General features: G+C 68.5%; 14 protein-coding genes and 1 pseudogene. 8 read left to right on the top strand and 7 right to left on the bottom strand.

The window, feature by feature from the left end:
• Positions 1–2: 2 nt before the first annotated feature.
• Genes GD429_RS22575 through GD429_RS22565 form a run of 3 tightly spaced genes read right to left on the bottom strand, consistent with a single transcriptional unit; the run spans position 3 to position 3187 of the window.
• Entirely contained in the window at positions 3–1463 is a 1461-nt protein-coding gene (locus GD429_RS22575; RefSeq protein ID WP_415748951.1) for an alginate export family protein, read from the bottom strand.
• Positions 1460–2401 (bottom strand): glyoxalase, encoded by a 942-nt coding sequence (locus tag GD429_RS22570; protein ID WP_152860048.1) that lies wholly within the window; start codon positions 2399–2401, stop codon positions 1460–1462. The genes GD429_RS22575 and GD429_RS22570 overlap by 4 nt, the downstream gene beginning before the upstream one ends.
• 48 nt (positions 2402–2449) lie before the next feature.
• The gene (locus GD429_RS22565) at positions 2450–3187 is read right to left on the bottom strand and encodes a YoaK family protein (RefSeq protein WP_152860046.1); all 738 of its coding nucleotides are present in this window, start codon (positions 3185–3187) and stop codon (positions 2450–2452) included.
• A gap of 366 nt (positions 3188–3553) precedes the next feature.
• On the opposite strand from GD429_RS22565, the gene GD429_RS22560 reads away from it, so the two are divergent.
• From GD429_RS22560 to GD429_RS22545, 4 genes are all read left to right on the top strand, one after another.
• The gene (locus GD429_RS22560) at positions 3554–4267 is read left to right on the top strand and encodes a TetR/AcrR family transcriptional regulator (RefSeq protein WP_152860044.1); all 714 of its coding nucleotides are present in this window, start codon (positions 3554–3556) and stop codon (positions 4265–4267) included.
• 63 nt (positions 4268–4330) lie between these two features.
• Positions 4331–4603: a hypothetical protein gene (locus GD429_RS22555; protein WP_152860042.1), complete on the top strand. Its 273-nt coding sequence runs from the start codon at positions 4331–4333 to the stop codon at positions 4601–4603.
• Between the two features lie 53 nt (positions 4604–4656).
• The gene (locus GD429_RS22550) at positions 4657–5532 is read left to right on the top strand and encodes an alpha/beta fold hydrolase (RefSeq protein ID WP_152860040.1); all 876 of its coding nucleotides are present in this window, start codon (positions 4657–4659) and stop codon (positions 5530–5532) included.
• Between the two features lie 39 nt (positions 5533–5571).
• On the top strand, positions 5572–6714 hold the full coding sequence (locus GD429_RS22545; protein WP_152860038.1) for an FAD binding domain-containing protein: 1143 nt from the start codon (positions 5572–5574) through the stop codon (positions 6712–6714).
• Positions 6715–6945: 231 nt separating this feature from the next.
• On the opposite strand, the gene GD429_RS22540 is transcribed toward GD429_RS22545, so the two are convergent.
• Positions 6946–7953, bottom strand: coding sequence for an ABC transporter substrate-binding protein (locus GD429_RS22540; RefSeq protein ID WP_152860037.1), 1008 nt, complete (start codon positions 7951–7953; stop codon positions 6946–6948).
• Positions 7954–8006: 53 nt separating this feature from the next.
• Entirely contained in the window at positions 8007–8351 is a 345-nt protein-coding gene (locus tag GD429_RS22535; protein ID WP_152860036.1) for a DUF3088 domain-containing protein, read from the bottom strand.
• A 487-nt stretch (positions 8352–8838) separates the two neighbouring features.
• On the opposite strand from GD429_RS22535, the gene GD429_RS22525 reads away from it, so the two are divergent.
• From GD429_RS22525 to GD429_RS22510, 4 genes are all read left to right on the top strand, one after another.
• Positions 8839–10023, top strand: coding sequence for a porin (locus tag GD429_RS22525; protein ID WP_152860034.1), 1185 nt, complete (start codon positions 8839–8841; stop codon positions 10021–10023).
• A gap of 132 nt (positions 10024–10155) precedes the next feature.
• Complete coding sequence (gene soxC, locus GD429_RS22520) at positions 10156–11430, top strand: sulfite dehydrogenase (protein ID WP_152860033.1); 1275 nt, start codon at positions 10156–10158, stop codon at positions 11428–11430.
• Entirely contained in the window at positions 11423–11947 is a 525-nt protein-coding gene (locus GD429_RS22515; RefSeq protein WP_152860032.1) for a c-type cytochrome, read from the top strand. Before soxC ends, GD429_RS22515 begins: the two co-directional genes overlap by 8 nt.
• A gap of 115 nt (positions 11948–12062) precedes the next feature.
• Positions 12063–13250, top strand: coding sequence for an LLM class flavin-dependent oxidoreductase (locus tag GD429_RS22510; protein WP_152860031.1), 1188 nt, complete (start codon positions 12063–12065; stop codon positions 13248–13250).
• 18 nt (positions 13251–13268) lie between these two features.
• Here the strand turns inward: GD429_RS22510 and GD429_RS41215 are convergent.
• Both GD429_RS41215 and GD429_RS22500 read right to left on the bottom strand, forming a co-directional pair.
• Positions 13269–13518, bottom strand: a pseudogene (locus tag GD429_RS41215) (nitrilotriacetate monooxygenase); the annotation flags it as partial.
• Positions 13519–13522: 4 nt separating this feature from the next.
• Positions 13523–14740: an acyl-CoA dehydrogenase family protein gene (locus GD429_RS22500; protein ID WP_152860030.1), complete on the bottom strand. Its 1218-nt coding sequence runs from the start codon at positions 14738–14740 to the stop codon at positions 13523–13525.
• Positions 14741–14763: the final 23 nt, after the last annotated feature.

The raw sequence follows: 14763 nt of genomic DNA, 5'->3' as shown, positions 1-14763 counted from the left end.
CGTTACCAGCCGAACTTCGCTTCCATGCCGACATAGTCGGCATTGCGCGCGCCGAGCGCGCGAATCGAGTTGGCGACCTGGAAGTGCACGGCCTCGACGGCCAGCGCCACGTTCGCATTGACGAGCCAGTCCACGCGGGCCTGCGCATACATGCCCGTCCACGAACCGCCCTTGCCGGCCGTGCCGGGCACCGGCGTCATCCCTTGCCCGTAGATCGCGTCGCCCGTCGTCTCGCGCCACTGGAAACCGACCGCGGTCAGCACCGTCACGTTGCTGGCCGGCTTGAACGTCAGCGAAGGCTTCACGTGAATCAGGTTGCTGTAGCCGGTGTAGCCGGCCAGCGTGAAGTAATAGCCATTCGGAAACAGCGGGTTGAAGGTGCCCATGCGCCCGTCGCCGGGATGCTTGTCGCCCGACGCGCCGTCGACCTGAATGCCGATGCGCGGCGTGCCCGCCGTCTTCGCGAACGTGTAGCCGCCCAGCGCGCCGAACGCCCACGCACCGATCGTGTCCTGCCCGATGTGCCCCGTCTGCAGCATCGCCTCGACGTCCCAGTCGAGCCGGCCGGATTTGCCCGCGTAGCGCATGTCGAATACGTCGCGCCGCTCGTTCCCGGCCCCGGCCAGATAGCGCGCGTTGTCGCGCGTATAGCGCGACCAGTAGCCCGACAGGTCGCCGGGGCCCGTGCCGTTGCGCTCGATACGCACGCCGTCGAATCTCAGGTGCCGGTTCGACACGTCGTCGAACACCGCGTCGTTGCGGTACTGCACCGGGCGTGTCACATAACCGATCAGCCGCCATTTGCCGATTTCGTAATCCGCCCACAGCGCGTCGAACGCCTGGCGCACGTTCGGGCCGTCGCGCACCGACACGAACCGCTGCAAGTCGAAAGCCATCTCCTGCCGGCCGATGCGGGTCTTGAACGTGCCGCCGCCCACCTGGTCGACATACGCGACGAACGCCTGCTCGATATCGAGCTGATCCTTGTCGACGGGCCCGACCGTATCCTTGCCGAACGGCCGCGCATCGACGAACTGGACGAACGCCTGGAAATGCCCGGCATAACGCAGATCCGCATGCACCGTCGCGCGCTGGATCACGTAATTGTCGTCATGCGCGGCGCCGAGCCCGAACAGCGGCGCATTGTTCAGCTCGAAGCGCTCGCGCAGGTTCGCGCCGAGCGACAGGTAGGTCGACGGGTCGGCGCCCAGCGGGATGTACTTCAGCGTATCGAGCGGCTGGCGCGGCACGCAAGGATTCGCGAGTACCGACCAGTCTTCCTGCCAGCGGTTGAACAGCACGGCCGGCCGCTTGGCCGTACACGTCGTACCGGCGGTCGTGGCCGGCGCCGCGGCTTCCTCCGCGCCGGCCGCCGTCCCGGCGTACGTCGCGACACCGCCCGCCAGCACGGCAGCCGGCAGCACGCGCCGCCACGCCAGTCTCATCGGCCGGCGGCCCATCATTTCGACCGCGCGTGGATCTCGGCGACGTAGCCGCCCGGGAACTGCACGAGCGCCGCATCGCGCCCGTCCGACGTGAAGGTCGGCACCAGCACGGTCACGCCCGCGGCCTGCGCCTGCTTCAGCGTCGCGGCCAGGTCGGGCACTTCGTAGCCCGTCATCTCGCGGCCGAACGGGTAAGGCAGATGGCCGTCCGTGGCCAGCACGGTCATCTTGCCGAAGCCCGACTCGATGCGGATGCGGCGGTACGTGTCGTTCGGCCGGCCGATCTCGACGCCCGGCGCCTTGCGCACGTCGGACACGACCTTGCCGCGCGAGAACGCGACGAAGTCGTGCACCAGCTTGCTCGCGCTTTCCGGCGACACGTACACGCGGTTTTCCGGCACCGTCTGCAGCGGGTCATACTTCGGCGCCTGGGTGTGCCAGTAAAGCTGCATGTTCACGCCACCCGGCCAGCGGACGATTGCATCGCGGCCGATCGGGTCGGGGAACGTGTCGACGATCACGTCCGCGCCGTGCGCGCGCGCCGATTTCACCGCGACGTCCATGTCGGTGACGAGATAGCCGGTGCGCTCCTCGCAGAACGGATACGGGATCGGCGTCTTGAAGCCGAACACCGAGACCGTGCCGACCGGCGTCAGCACGAGCTGCGACATCGTCTGGCTCGGCGTCGGCGTGACCTGGAACACGCCCTGCTGCGACTTCTTGCCGCCGAACGTCGCGACGAAGCTGTCGGTGAAGCGGTCGAAGTCTTCCGGTGCGACGCACACGTGCGTCGTGTCGTATTGCGGGCCGACCGCGACGGCCGGCACCTTCGCGGACGAGGTCTCCAGCAGGCGCGTCTCGTCGGCATGGGCCGGCGCGGTCGCCAGCAAAGCGCCGAGCACGGCCGTCGACGCGGCCGTCATCCGCAATACTTGTCGCAACTTCAGTGCAAACATCGAGTTCTCCTTGAAAGTGGCAAGCGCAGCGGCACGCTGCGCACGCATTCAGCGTGACGTCGGCCGCGCGTCGGACCGACCGGATTGATAGGTAAGGAAGCACAGCACCGCGAGCGGCAGCGCCAGCGCCCAGAAGGCGGCGAACAGATAGGCCGTGGCCCCCGCGCCCGCGCCGAGCGCAAAGCCCGCGACCGGCGGCAGCGTGCGCCGCAGCCGCGCACGCGCGGCTTCCCGTTCGGCCGGCGCTGCGAGCGGCACGAGCCAGTCGAACGCATCGATCACCGCCTGCGTGACATTGCCCGTCATCACCGTGTTGGCGACGACCGAGCGGGCCGTCAGCCGGCCGTGCGCGTTCTGGACGCCCATCGCCGCGGCGCCGAGCAGGCCGCACAGGATCGTCCTCGGCGCGTCCGCGTCGGCGATCGGCGACGCCATCACGCCGGCCAGCATGAAGCCGGCCAGCAGCACGGCCTGCAGCGCATACAGCGAACGCGCGCGCACGCCGTGGCCCAGCACGCGCATCCGATGGTCGAGCACACGCGCGCCGACGATGCCGGCGATGAAGGCCGGAAACGCGAGCCACTTGATCATGAGCCCTTGCCCGACGCCGGCCAGCCCCGAGCCGATCAGGATGAAGTTGCCGGTGACGTGCGCGGTGAACAGGCCGAACAGCGCGACGAAGCCGAGCGTGTCGACATAACCCGCGATCGACGCGAGAAACACGTCCTCGCCGCGTACGTGATCGGGCGCTGCTGCGGCGCCGGCGGTTACTTGCTGCGAAGGCATGACCCGGTTTCCTGGAAGGTGTCGACTGCGCCGGCGCCCGCAATGCGTGCGCCCGGCGAGATCGGATAAAGCATGTTCCGCTTCGGTTTCGCCGACCGGTCCGGCTTGCCGACTGGCATCCGGCCCATGCGGCGGTTCGGAAGCTAGAGTAGTGAAGGCCGGCCTAAATGTCTTGGCGGCGGCCTGAAATTTTCTGAATCCGCCGGCTCGAGCGCAGGACGGGGGCGCCGGTCCGGTTCGACGCAGGAAGATCCCGCGAGGAATTCAGCGCCGCAACAAAAGCCGCGCCGCAAACCGTATGCGCGGCCCCGATCGTGCTATTTTTCGATCGATAGTTTAGGCATGCGCGCCATCAGGAGCCGAGGAATGACCGAAAGAAAACGCAGCACGCCGGCCCGCGAGCCCGGGACCGACGGCAACGCCGTCACGCCGGGCCGCAGGCTCGCGCCGGAAGCGCGCGAGCGGCAGATCGTCGAGAAGGCGATCGAGCACTTCGCGACGCACGGCTTTTCCGGCAGCACGCGCGAACTCGCGCGGCAGATCGGCGTCACCCAGCCGCTGCTGTACCGGTACTTCCCGAGCAAGGAGGCGCTGATCGATCGCGTGTACGACGAGATCTACACGTGGAATCCCGACTGGGAAAAGCTGATCGCCGATCGCGCGGTCCCGCTGCAGGAACGGCTCGTCGCGTTCTACCGCGCGTACGCGCAGACCATCCTGCGGCGCGAATGGATCCGCACCTTCATCTTCGCGGGGCTCAGCCGCGAGGGTTTCAACACGCGCTACCTGTCGCGGCTGCGCGAACGCGTCTTCCTGCCGGTGCTGCGCGAGCTGCGCTACGAATACGCCATCGCCACGCCGGCGACGGAGGCCCAGCGCAATGCGGAAATCGAACTGGTCTGGAGCCTGCACGCGAGCATCTTCTATTTCGGCGTCCGCAAGTGGGTCTACGGCCTGCCGGTGCCCGACGATCTCGACACCGAGATCGAACGGCTGATCGACGCGTTCCTGCACGGCACGCCCGCCGCGCTGAAGCAGCTCGCGTCGGGCGCGACCGGCCGGCGCCGCCGGCGCGCGTGACGCGGCGGCGGCCGACGATCGCGCGCGGATCGCGTGCAATCGCGGCGCGGCGCTCGAGGACGGTTGCCGACGGTCGAATCGGCATCCGGCATTCGGCATTCCGCATTCCGCATTCCGCATTCCGCATTTTCACGCTCGGGCTCCTTCGTCGGTCGTGCGGATCGTCGGATCGCCGCTTGCGCGCGCGATTCACGCGATTCACGCGACGATCAAGGAGCACCGGCCACCCGGCGACAACGTGATCGTGATGCAGCGGTCGATGCCGGCGGCGCGCGCAACCAGACGAATTCAGAACAATTTATCCGCCGCGCCGCGCGCTTCACCTATCCTCGATAGGCATTCGCGCCCGCGCCTGTCGCGCGCACGCCGAACCGGACAGGGACCGTCACATGACCATCGCCACGCCTTCGATCACCCATCACACCGTCACCGCGAACGGCATCCGCCAGCACTACATCGATGCCGGCAGCGGGCCCGCGGTCGTCCTGCTGCACGGCTTCCCGGAAACCAGTTTCGCGTGGCGCTTCCAGATCCCCGCGCTCGCGCAGCGCTACCGCGTGATCGCGCCCGACCTGCGCGGCTACGGCGAAACCGACAAGCCGGCCGCCGGCTACGACAAACGCAACATGGCGCGCGACTTGGCCGAACTGCTCGACACGCTCGGCATCGGCCGCATTGCGCTCGTCGGGCACGACCGCGGCGCGCGCGTCGCGACGCGTTTCTCGAAAGACTTCCCCGAGCGCGTCGAGCGGCTCGTCGTGATGGACAACGTGCCGACGCGCATCGTCGCGCAGAACATGACCGCGCAAACGGCGCGCGCGTACTGGTTCTTCCTGTTCCACCAGGTGCCGGATTTGCCCGAGGCGTTGATCGCCGGCAAAGAGGCCGAATGGCTGAGTTATTTCTTTTCCGACTGGTGCTACAACCCGCACGCGATCTCCGGCGAAGCGTTCGACACGTACGTGCGTGCGTATCGACGCCCGGGCGCCGTGCGCGGCGCACTGGCCGACTATCGCGCGAACGCGGAGGACGTGCAGCAGGATCTCGTCGACGCGGACGTCAGGATCGCATGCCCGACCATGGCCATCTGGGGCGAGGATTTTTATGCGGTTGGCAAGATGTTCGACATGAAATCCGTGTGGGAAGGCATGGCGACGAACCTGCGTGCCGAGCCGATCGCGCAATGCGGGCACCTGCCGCAGGAGGAGCAGCCGGAGCGCGTGAACGCGCTGCTGCTCGACTTCCTGAAGCACTGGGAAGGCTGAACCGCCGCGCGCGCGACGGATCATCGGGAGGAAGCAATCATGAGCGACGTTTCGGGCCCGCTGGCGGTCGTCATCGGCGGATCGGTGGGCGGGCTATTCACGGCCACCGCGCTGCGGGCGGCCGGATGGCGCGTCAAGGTCTTCGAGCAATCGCCGAACGACCTCGACAGCCGCGGCGGCGGCATCGTGCTGCAAGCGCCGATCGAACGCGCATTCGCGTTCGGCGGCGTGCCCGTGCCGCGCGATGCGGGCGTCGATTCGATCGACCGGATCTATCTCGACGAACACGACCGGATCGTGCAACGCCTTCACATGCCGCAAACGCAGACCGCGTGGAACGTGATCTACACGGCCCTGAAGCGCGCGCTGCCCGCCGGCGTCGTGCATGCCGGCGTATCGTTCGAGCGGTTCGAGCAGGAAGGCGACGGCGTGATCGCGCATTTCGCGGACGGTCGCGTCGAGCAGGCCGACCTGCTGGTCGGCGCCGACGGCGGCCGCTCGAACGTGCGCGCGCAACTGCTTCCCGACACGCGGCCCGCGTACGCGGGTTATGTCGCGTGGCGCGGGCTCGTCGACGAGCATCTGCTTCCCGACACCGTGCTGCGGGTGCTGCGCGACCGCTTCACGTTTCAGCAAGGCGACGCGCATCTGTTCCTGACCTATCTGGTGCCCGGCCGCGACGGCGCGATCGAGCCGGGCAAACGCCGCGTGAACTGGGTCTGGTACCGGCGGCTCGCAGCGGATCGCCTGCCGTCGCTGTTCGTCGCGCAGGACGGCACGCAGCGCGACGGGTCGCTGCCGCCCGGCGCGATGCGGGACGACAACCGGCTCGAACTCGTGGACGCCGGCCGCCGGATGCTTGCGCCGACGCTCGCCGCGCTCGTCGACGCGACGCATGCGCCGTTCGCGCAGGCGATCCTGGATCTCGCGGTCGAGCGTATGGCGTTCGGCCGCGCGGTGTTGCTCGGCGATGCGGCGTGCCTCGTCCGGCCGCACACGGCCGCCGGCGTCGCGAAAGCGGCGGAGAATGCGGTCGGTCTCGCCGACGCGCTGCGCGGCGTCGTGCACGGCCCCGCGTTCGACGCCGCGCTGTCGCGCTGGGAGGCCCGTCAGCTTGCCGCCAATGCGTCGCTGTCCGAACTCGGCATCTCGCTCGGCACCCGGATCATGGGGCGCGCGTAACTGGCCGTCGGATGCGCGGTGCATGGTTCGATCATGCGAGGATTTCCGCCACGTTGCTGTCGACCGGCGAAGCGGTGGCGAAACCTTTTATTTTTCAGATGCTCGAACCGGGCGCCGATTTCATTCGAACGCGACGACGTTCCCCTGATCCGGTCGCGCCGGGTCGCCCGACGAGGCCCACGTCGAGCCTGAAGCCGTGAAGCCACACGGGCTTCTCCCCGCTGCACCGCATCAACCCGTCGCAACCAGCGAATTAAACGACGTATCCCAGAACGGCGCGACATTCGCCGGTCCGTCCAGCACGCCGATACGAGCGAACACATCCGCGACCTGCTGATGCTGCGCCACCACGTCGGGCGTCACCGGCAGCAGCGCATAGTCGTCGCTGCGCTGCTCGAACATCGCGACGAGATCGGCAACCGGCACGCGCGTCTCGCGGTTCTGCACGAGCGCATAGTCGCGAAAATGCCCGTTCGCCCACGCATACGCGTGTCGGAACCGCAGCAGCAGATCGCCCGTCGCGGCACGACGGCGCGCATCGTCGAGCGTGCGCGGGTTCGCGTAGACCGGAAAGTTGCCCGACAGATAACCCTTCCCCGTCTTCAGCACGCGCGCGCCGTAGCGATTGCGCGCGAGCTGGCCGTTGTAGCCGTAGATCGCCCACGCGTCGATGTCGCCGCGATCGTATGCGGACAACCCATCCGTCGGCGACAGGTTGATCGGCTGGATATCGTCGAAGCTCAGGCCGGCCTCCGCCAGCTGGCGATACAGGAAATAGTGCGACGTCGTCGCGCGCACGTAGCCGACGCGCTTGCCCTTCAGTTCCGCGATGCCGCGGATCGGCGTGTCCTTGCGCGCAAGCGTGACCTGGTTGTTCAGGTCTTCGCGGGCGCGGGAGATGAACCGCACATTGGCCTTCTGGCGCGCGGCGAACACCGCCGGAATTTCGCTACCCGAACCGATATCGAGCGCATCCGCATTGAGCGCCTCGATGTGCAGCACGCCGTTGTTCAGTTCGCGCCATTCGATCCGGTACGGTGTGTCGCCGAGGCCGGCCGCCTGCAGCAGCGCGCGCCAGCCGCCCTTGTAGGTCGCGACGCGCAAGGTCGTGCCGGCGAGATCGGTATTGACGGCCGGCGCGGCGAACACGGCCCTTGCGGCAAACGGGGCCAACGGTGCCGACACGACCGCGGCACCGGCGAGCAGCAGGCGGCGGCGTGCCGCCGAAATTGACGACATCGGATGCTCCTGTCAGTCGGATAGGAATCGGATAAGAAGTGAAAACCGTCGTATCAATGAAGCACCGGAAACCCGTGGCGTTCGGCCAGCAGTTCGAGGATGCGCCGCGCGTCGGTAACGAAGCGCACGTCGCCGAGCGTCTGCGCGTCGTCGGGCGCCGGCTGGTCGCGGCCGAGCACGAGCACCGGCAGGCCCTGGTGCGCGTCGTCGAGCGCGTCGATCACCGCGTGCCGCGGCCGCTCGAAACCGATGCGCTTCACGTCGATGCGGTCGGCGCGGTCGGGCGCGCTCGCCAGCAGCCCTTCGATCGACAGTCCATGCGGACAGACGAAGCGTCGGCCCGGATGCTTCGGATCGCTAAAGCCCGGTTCCAGCAGAAACAGCACATCGCGACTCATGTCAAACGGCTCCCGTGTTCGTTTTACGACCGGGACGAACGCGCGCATCGGCGCCCTCGTGTTCCCGGAGCATGCCGGCCCGCGACCGGATGCCCGACTCTACCGTCACGCATCGCACTGCCCTACCAACGTTTTGCGAAATCGATATGCGGCCGCGCATAGCGCATCGGCCGTTCGCCGCACAAGAGTCCGTTGCATAAATGCATCGCGAGCCGAACCGCATGCATTGCGGACATCGAACGATTTCATCGATCGATATGACGGCGGCCGCACGTTTGCAGCGCTCGACGTTCGCCGTCGGTGCGATGCGTTCGCCGCAGCATGCGCGCCGGACGCGATCGCGACGCACGTGCCGAGCGTGCGGCGACGCACGTTGCAAATCCGCCGCGCAGCGATTTACAAACCACGGATCGACCGTTCAGCGCGGCGCCCGTCGTCAATAGCATCGTGACCCTCGCAGACGTAGTCATAAAAACAGAGGATGGTCATGATCAAAAAATCGGTAGTCCTGGGTTTGGTTTCGATCGGTTCGGTCGGCGCGCATGCGCAGAGTTCGGTCACGTTGTACGGCGTCGTCGATGCCGGTATCGCCTATACGAACAACCAGGGCGGCGCGAGCAACATCCAGCAGACGAGCGGCAAGCTGAGCGGCAGCCGCTGGGGCCTGAAAGGCGCGGAGGATCTCGGCGGCGGCCTGCAGGCGGTCTTCACGCTCGAAAGCGGATTCCGGCCGAGCGACGGCGGGCTCGGCCAGGGCGGCCGCCTGTTCGGCCGCTCCGCATACGTGGGCCTCGCGAAGAAGGGGCTCGGCACGCTGACGTTCGGCCGCCAGTACGAGCCGATCACCGATCTCGTCGCGCAGTACTCGGGGTCCGGCTTCTGGTCGCCTGCTACGCACGTAGGCGACAACGACAACCTGAACCAGAGCTTCCGGCTGAACAACGCGGTGAAGTTCCGCAGCGACACGATCGCCGGTTTCACGGCCGACCTGCTCTATGCGTTCAGCAACCAGGCGAACGGCGGCGCGGGCACCGGTTTCTCGAACAACAACGCGTGGGGCGTGTCGGCGAACTACGTGAACGGCCCGCTGTCGGTCGGCGGCGGTTACGTGCGGCTCAATCATCCGAACGCGACGTCGAATACCAGCGGCGCGGTGGGCGGCGCGACCTCGACCACCGGCAACGACTACAGCGGCGCGTTCTTCTACGGGCTGAACGGCGGCGTGCTCAAGCAGCAGATCGGCGCCGTGGGCGCGAACTACGCGCTCGGCCGCGCGACGCTCGGCTTCGCATGGAGCCACACGCAGCTCGACTATGTCGACGGATCGTCGCGCAAGTTCAACAACTACGACGTGAACGCGCGTTACCAGATCACGCCGGCGGCCACGCTGATCGGCGTCTATACGTTCACCGACGGGTGCGCGAGCGGCTTGCCGGGCACCGGCGGCCAGACGCTGAAGCCGCGCTGGCACCAGTTCACGCTCGGGTTCGACTACGCGTTGTCGAAGCGCACCGATCTCTACCTGTCCGGCATCTACCAGCTCGCGGCCGGCGATCCGAGCACGGCAACGCCGGGCGGCTATCGCAAGGTCGCGGCGATCTCGAACATCGGCAGCGCGTCGTCGACGAACCGCCAGGTCGCGATCGTCAGCGGGCTGCGCGTGAAGTTCTGACGGCACGCGCAGCGGGCGCGGCGCGATAAGCACGATAAGCAAAGCGGGAATCGATGTTTGCCGCGTCGCGCCCGGTTGCCGAGAATGTCCGTTTCCCCACGTGCGGCCGCCGCACGCGATACGCGTTCGACCATGACCGATTCCCGTTTTCCTTCCCGCCCGCCTCGCACCGGCCGGCGCGCGGCGCTGCGCCAGCTCGCCGGCGGATGGGCCGCCGCGCTGCTGCCTGCCGGCGGCGCGCTCGCAAGCCAGCCGCTCGCTCCGATCTCCCCGCTGGACGTGCCGCCGTGGACGCGTTCGCCGGGCGCGCCGCTGCTGTCGCCGCCGTACGGCGTGCCGGGCCCGCACGAACGCGACGTGATCCGCCGCAGCGCCCGCACGCCTGCGCTGCCCGGCTCCGGCTCGTCGATGACGCCGCTCGCCGACCTGTTCGGCGACCTCACGCCGAACGGCCTCGTGTACGAGCGTCATCACGCCGGGGTGCCCGAGATCGATGCGCAGCGCCATCGCGTCGTCGTGCACGGCCTCGTGCGCGAGCCGCGCGTGTTCACGATCGACGACCTGCTGCGCTTCCCGTCCGAATCGCGGATCCACTTCCTCGAATGCTCGGGCAACACCGGCAGCGAATGGAACGGCCCGAGCGGGCTGCCCGTCCAGTTCACACACGGGCTGCTGTCGTGCTGCGAATGGACGGGCGTCCGGCTGTCGACGCTGCTCGACGAAACAGGCGTCGATCCGTCCGCGCGCTGGCTGCTCGCCGAAGGCGCCGATGGCGCCGCGATGACGCGCAGCCTGCCGCTCGACCGGATCCTCGAGCGCGCGCTCGTCGTCTATGCGCAGAACGGCGAACGGCTGCGCCCCGAGAACGGCTACCCGGTGCGGCTGATCGTGCCGGGTTTCGAAGGCAACACGAACATCAAGTGGCTGCGGCGGCTGAAGCTGGTTCGCGCGCCGGAGATGACGCGCGAGGAAACGTCGAAATACACGAACCTGCTGCCCGATGGCTGCGCGCGCCAGTTCGCGTTCGAGATGGACGCGAAGTCGGTGATCACGCGGCCGTCGGCCGGCCATCGTCTCGCTGCGCACGGCTATCACCCGATCGGCGGCTACGCATGGTCGGGCCGCGGCCGGATTCGCGCGGTCGACGTATCGACCGACGGCGGCCGCACGTGGCGGCCCGCGCGGCTCGCGGGTGACGTGCGCGATCGCGCATTGACGCGCTTCGAGGCCGACTGGGTCTGGAACGGCGAGCCGGCCGACCTGCAAAGCCGCGCGACCGACGACACGGGCTACGTGCAGCCGACCCGCGACGCGCTCGTCGCCGCGCGCGGGCTCAATTCTCAGTATCACTACAACGGCATCCAGAACTGGCACGTCGGCACGGACGGCGAGGTGCGCAATGCGTAAGCCGCTCGCCTGCCTGCTCGCTGCGTTCGTGGTCGTGTCGAATGCATTCGGCGCAGAGTTCGGCCTCGGGCAGCCGGTCGACCGCGCGGCGCTCGCCGCGTGGGACATCGACGTCGCGCCCGACGGCAGCGGCCTGCCGCCCGGCTCGGGCACGGTCGCGCGCGGCGGCCATGTGTTCGCGGACAAATGTGCGATGTGCCACGGCGCCGGCGGCGAAGGCGGCGTCGGCGATCCGCTCGTCGGCGGCATCGGCTCGCTCGCGGGTGCAAAACCGAAAAAGACCGTCGGCAGCTATTGGCCCTACGCGACGACGCTGTTCGACTACATCCGCCGTGCGATGCCGTACAACGCGCCGCAATCGCTGAGCGCGGACGACGTCTACGCGGTCACCGCATACGTGCTGCACCTGAACGGCATCGTGCCCGATGACGCGCGGCTCGATGCGCGCACGCTGCCGCGCGTGAAGATGCCGAACCGCGACGGCTTCGTGCCCGATCCGAGGCCGGGCCGGTTATGACGCGGCGCGATCCGCTCGCCGTGCAATCCGCAATCGGTCCCGCGCGAACCGCCGCAGCGCGTGCGTATCGTCTTCGTTCGGCTTCAGCGCGCGCATACCCCGCAAGGAACCCGTCATGAGCGAAACCACCCTCGCCGCCCCCGTCGCATCGTCGCCGTTCGTCGACGTTCGCTCGCCGGCGGATTTCCCCGACAGCCCGATGTCGCGCGCGCTCGCGCAGCCGCTGATGCTCGGGCTGTTCCTGCCGATCCAGGCCGGCGGATGGAGCGCATCGACGCTGCCGCGCTCGACCGACTGGACGTTCGACTACAACGCCGACCTGGTCGCGCGTGCCGAAGCGCTCGGCTTCGATCTCGTGTTCGCGCTGTCGCAGTGGCTGCCGAAAGGCGGCTACGGCGGCGTGTTCGACGGCCAGGCACTCGACTCGTTCATGACGCTGGCCGCGCTGACCGCGCGCACCGAGCGGATCATCCTCGTCGCGACGAGCCACGTGCTCTACGGGCCGTGGCATCCGCTGCATTTCGCGAAATTCACCGCGACGCTCGATCACATCTCGCGCGGGCGCTGGGGCATCAACGTCGTGACCGGCCATCGCGCGATCGAGCACGAGATGTTCGGCTGGAACCGGATCGAGCACGACCGGCGCTACGAGATGGCCGCCGAATTCCTCGACGCGGTCCAGCAGTTGTGGGCGCAATCGGACAATTTCAGCTACGCGCCCGCACTGTCGAGCTGGCGCCTGGGCGGCGCATTCGTGACGCCGAAGCCGCGCTATGGCCGCCCGCTGCTGATCAACGCGACCGGCTCCGATGCGGGCATCGATTTCGCGGCGCGCTATTCGGACATCGTGTTCGTCACGAGCCCGGCCGGCCCCGACGTCGACCGCGCGCTCGACGCGCTGCCCGCGCATACCGCACGCGTGAAGGCGGCCGCCGCGGCACGCGGCCGGACGATCCGTACGCTACTCAATCCGCTCGTGATCTGCCGCGAGACGGCGGCCGAAGCGCGCGCGTACCGCGACGCGATCGTCGCGCATGCGGACGAAGGTAGCTTCCATCGCTTCGACAGCGACGCGCATGCGTGGCGCGGCGGCTTCGAGCAGCGCTCGCAGGCTGCCGCACGCGCGATCGGCGGCAATATCTCGATCACGGGCTCGCCCGACGAAGTCGCCGACACCATCGTGCGACTGCACCGCGCGGGCATCGACGGCATCCAGTTGAGCTTCTACGACTTCAAGCCCGATCTCGACTTCTTCGGCGAGCGCGTGCTGCCGCTGCTGCGCGACGCCGGGTTGCGGCGCTGAAGTCAGGCGGCCGATGCGTCGCGCGCCGCGGTGCACGGGCCGCTGCAACCCGAGGTGGTCGCGCAGCGTGCGGCCCGCATAGTCGCTGCGAAACAACCCACGGCGGCGCAGGCTCGGGCAGCACCAGCGCGATGAAATCGTCGAGCCCGCCGGGCAGCGTCGGCGCCATCACGTTGTAGCCGTCGGCGCTGTAATACACGAACCGCTCCTCGAGCGGGTCGACGATCTGCTCCGCCGTGCCGACGAGCTGCCAATGGCCGCGCGCGCCCGGATCAGAACACGCGCCCTTCGGTCAGGTGCGTCGTCACGCCGTTCAACTCGTAGTCGCCGATCACGCGCGCTTTGTGCAGCAACGGGTTGTGGCTGAAGATCGTGCGCAGGTTGCGCCAGTGCCGGTCGAGGTTGTGTTCGCGCGCCGTCGCCGACGCACCGCCGACTTCGAACAACCGCTCGGCCGCATGCAGCGCGAGCTTGCTGACGATCAACTGCGTGCGCGCGGTCGCGAGCGCGCTGTCGAGCACGAGCGCATGCGCATCGGCGTCGCCGGCCTCGATCGCGTCGGCGGAGCGGTCGAGCGCCCGTGCGTTTTCGCGCACGAGCCCATCGATCGCGTGACTGTGCGCGGACAGTTCGCCGACGATCTGCTGGATGAAATGATCGTCGCGCGCGGTCGGCGCCGGGCTGTGCAGCGCCGGGCGGCCGTGCGCGAGCACGTAGCGGCGCGCATCGGCGACCACGTTGCGCACGATGCCCGCTCCCGTCGCGACGAGATGAAGCTGCCGCAGCGCGCCGCAATGGCGGCCGACGAGCGACGAGCCGTCGCGCGCGGCCACTTCGTCCGCGAACACCTGCACGTCGTCGAGCAGCAGGCTGCCGCTCGCGGTCATGCGCTGCCCCATCCCGTCCCAGTCGTCGAGCACCTGCACGCCGTCGCGCGCGACCGGAATGATCACGGCGAGTGCCTCGCCCTGCTCGTTCTCCACGTTGATGCGCGCGAAATCGGCAAACGCGGTGCCCGTCGAATAGTATTTGCGCCCCGTCACGCGATGATGAGCGCCGTCCCGGCGCAGCACCGTCGTGTTCTCGCCGGGCCGCGACGTGCCGCGCTCGGTCGACGCGCCGCCGAAGATCGCGCCGGCCAGCGCGCGTTCGAGCTGCACGTCGTTGAACGGCGTGCGCGGCGACAGCCGCAGCGTCTCGGTCATGTCGTAGTGGATGCGCAGCGCGTGCGCGAGATTCGAATCGGCCGCGGCCAGCGTCGCGATCGTGTCGAACAGATCGACCAGCGTGTCGCCGAGGCCGCCGCGCGCGACCGGAATCCGCAGCACACCGAGCGCCGAACGCCGGAAGATCGCGAAGCCTTCGAACGGCAGCTCGCGACGCGCCTCGCGTTGGGCGGCATCCTGCCCGATCGCGTTCGCGAGATCGGGCAGCGCGGCGAGCGCGTCGCGCAACGCGTCGCGCGGGTCGACGGCATCACGGGCAGTCATTCGGCAGTTCCTTATGCGAGAAG

Source organism: Burkholderia sp. BE17 (genome assembly GCF_009362305.1).
Classification (GTDB): Bacteria; Pseudomonadota; Gammaproteobacteria; order Burkholderiales; family Burkholderiaceae; genus Burkholderia; species Burkholderia pyrrocinia_C.
The sequence above is the reverse complement of the archived record's forward strand: the minus strand, read 5'-3'. Positions and strand labels throughout refer to the sequence as shown.

Bases quoted from the DNA above. Each gene is read 5' to 3' on its own strand.
- GD429_RS22575 (WP_415748951.1), bottom strand. From the start codon at position 1,463: ATGATGGGCCGCCGGCCGATGAGACTGGCGTGGCGGCGCGTGCTGCCG.
- GD429_RS22515 (WP_152860032.1), top strand. From the start codon at position 11,423: ATGCGTAAGCCGCTCGCCTGCCTGCTCGCTGCGTTCGTGGTCGTGTCG.
- soxC (WP_152860033.1), top strand. From the start codon at position 10,156: ATGACCGATTCCCGTTTTCCTTCCCGCCCGCCTCGCACCGGCCGGCGC.
- GD429_RS22500 (WP_152860030.1), bottom strand. From the start codon at position 14,740: ATGACTGCCCGTGATGCCGTCGACCCGCGCGACGCGTTGCGCGACGCG.
- GD429_RS22550 (WP_152860040.1), top strand. From the start codon at position 4,657: ATGACCATCGCCACGCCTTCGATCACCCATCACACCGTCACCGCGAAC.
- GD429_RS22565 (WP_152860046.1), bottom strand. From the start codon at position 3,187: ATGCCTTCGCAGCAAGTAACCGCCGGCGCCGCAGCAGCGCCCGATCAC.
- GD429_RS22540 (WP_152860037.1), bottom strand. From the start codon at position 7,953: ATGTCGTCAATTTCGGCGGCACGCCGCCGCCTGCTGCTCGCCGGTGCC.
- GD429_RS22570 (WP_152860048.1), bottom strand. From the start codon at position 2,401: ATGTTTGCACTGAAGTTGCGACAAGTATTGCGGATGACGGCCGCGTCG.
- GD429_RS22535 (WP_152860036.1), bottom strand. From the start codon at position 8,351: ATGAGTCGCGATGTGCTGTTTCTGCTGGAACCGGGCTTTAGCGATCCG.
- GD429_RS22545 (WP_152860038.1), top strand. From the start codon at position 5,572: ATGAGCGACGTTTCGGGCCCGCTGGCGGTCGTCATCGGCGGATCGGTG.
- GD429_RS22525 (WP_152860034.1), top strand. From the start codon at position 8,839: ATGATCAAAAAATCGGTAGTCCTGGGTTTGGTTTCGATCGGTTCGGTC.
- GD429_RS22560 (WP_152860044.1), top strand. From the start codon at position 3,554: ATGACCGAAAGAAAACGCAGCACGCCGGCCCGCGAGCCCGGGACCGAC.
- GD429_RS22510 (WP_152860031.1), top strand. From the start codon at position 12,063: ATGAGCGAAACCACCCTCGCCGCCCCCGTCGCATCGTCGCCGTTCGTC.